This window comes from Ferruginibacter sp., from assembly GCF_031430955.1.
Lineage (GTDB): Bacteria > Bacteroidota > Bacteroidia > Chitinophagales > Chitinophagaceae > Ferruginibacter.
The window spans coordinates 1-1,926 of record NZ_JANPCM010000586.1 but is presented as its reverse complement, the minus strand read 5'-3'; the positions used below and the strand labels follow the sequence as shown (position 1 = coordinate 1,926).

The 1,926-nt window shown below is 38.0% G+C and carries 3 protein-coding genes; all 3 read right to left on the bottom strand.

Annotated features, from left to right (window positions below; translation table 11 throughout):
- Positions 1–1,142, bottom strand: a 1,142-nt coding sequence (locus tag ACY65O_RS16640; RefSeq protein WP_462221987.1) for an NADH-quinone oxidoreductase subunit D, incomplete at its 3' end; no start/stop codon positions are given.
- A 68-nt stretch (positions 1,143–1,210) separates the two neighbouring features.
- Positions 1,211–1,669 (bottom strand): NADH-quinone oxidoreductase subunit C, encoded by a 459-nt coding sequence (locus ACY65O_RS16635; RefSeq protein ID WP_462221986.1) that lies wholly within the window; start codon positions 1,667–1,669, stop codon positions 1,211–1,213.
- A 60-nt stretch (positions 1,670–1,729) separates the two neighbouring features.
- Positions 1,730–1,926: NADH-quinone oxidoreductase subunit B family protein (locus tag ACY65O_RS16630; RefSeq protein WP_462221985.1), on the bottom strand; the 197-nt coding region annotated here is incomplete at its 5' end.

The window sequence follows — 1,926 nt, the reverse complement described above, 5'->3', positions numbered from 1 at the left end:
ATATCCGGAATTACAAGGTCTAATGATCCCATGGTTGCAACAAGGTCGCCAATCTTTTGACCGCGCGTCATGTGATCGAGTGCAGATAAATTTGAAAAACCCGGTGAACGAAATTTAATGCGATAAGGTGTTGTGCCGCCTTCGCTTACAATATATACTCCGAAGTCACCTCGTGCTGTTTCGACGCGTGAATAATACTCCCCTTTAGGAACTTTAAGAACGGCCTTTGTTTTTGCCTGGAATTCTCCTTCAGGAATATTATCAATTAACTGTTCAATAATTTTTACCGATTCATTTATTTCTCTTAACCTAACTAAATACCTTGATAAAGAATCTCCATCGGTTTCTAAAATTTCATCAAACTGTACTTTATCATATACTTCGTAAGGATATAATTTTCTGATATCGCAAGTAACGCCACTGCCCCTTGCAACCGGGCCGGTACAGCCAAATGAAATCGCATCTTCTTTACTTAACACACCCACAGCTTTCATACGGTTTTGAAAAATAATATTTCCGGTAAGCATTTCATTATACTCATCTACCTTAGATTTATAGAGCGTAATAAAATTTTTTACTCTTTGTATAAAGTTGGGATGAATATCCTGCATTACGCCGCCGGGTACAATATAGTTCATCGTTAACCTGGCGCCGCAGGTTTCTTCCATAATATCATTGATATTTTCCCTTTCTCTAAACGCATGAAAGAAAGGAGTGAAAGCACCTAAATCCATTGCCATAGCACCCCACCACAATTCATGCGATGCAATTCTTGTCAGTTCATCTACCAAAACCCGAATGTATTTTGCCCGTTCCGGTATTTCAATCTGCATCGCATTTTCTACACACAAAGCGCAGGCATTATTATTAATGTGGCTCGATAAATAATCCATGCGGCTGGTAACATAAATAAATTGACGGTAACTTAAACTCTCACACATTTTTTCTATGCTGCGGTGAATATAACCCAAATGCGGCTCCACTTTTTTTATCGTTTCGCCATTTAATGTAATTACCAAATGCAATACGCCATGCGTTGCAGGATGCTGTGGTCCTACATTAATTATTAGATCGCCCCCATCCCCTAAAGGGGGGCTTTGCTCCATCTCAATTTTGTTTACTTCTATCACTGACTCAAGCATTGCATTATTATAATTCCAATTCCTTTTTCAAAAAAATACAAATAATCTTCTCCATTCCCGGATGGGGGTTACAACTTTATCATATTCACCGCATCCTCAAAATCTTTCCGCATCGGATTTTTTCCTTCCCATCCATCAGGTAATATCAATAACCTTAAATCCGGATGATTTAAAAAATTTACCCCAAACATTTCGTAGGTTTCTCTTTCATGAAAATCAGCCGTTTTCCAAATGGATGTAACAGAAGCTATTTCAGGATTAGTAAAATTTAGTTTTGCTTTAACCACTATGTTGTGCCTATGAGTTGTTGATGTAAGATGATACACCATCGTTAAATGTGTTTTCCAATCTATACAGGTTAAGCAAAAAAGAAAATTAAAATTTAAAGAAATATCATTCCGCAATTGTTTTGCAAAAGTCAGCCATTCTGCAGGTTCAATATTTATAGTAAGCCATTGTCCGCCTTCTTCATAAGCAGCAGCAGGAAGCAATTCACTTAATTTTATTTTCAGTTCTTCAACATTCATTCACAAACAATTTACTTTTAACTAAGGTGTAATAAAAAATACTGCTTGAATAACTTCCCTTTAGGGGATGGGGGCTTTTGGGGGCTGTTGCTCCCTCGTCATTCCACTTTTTATTTTTTCCTGTAATTTTATTAGTGCATGCAACAAGGCTTCCGGCCTTGGCGGGCAACCGGCCACGTAAACATCCACAGGTATGATATGATCGGCACCTTTTACCACAGAATACGTGTTGTAAAAAAACGGCCCGCCACTTATAG

What these genes read in the sequence shown, in the direction of transcription:
- ACY65O_RS16635 (WP_462221986.1), bottom strand. Translation starts at nt 1,669, where the DNA reads ATGAATGTTGAAGAACTGAAAATAAAATTAAGTGAATTGCTTCCTGCT.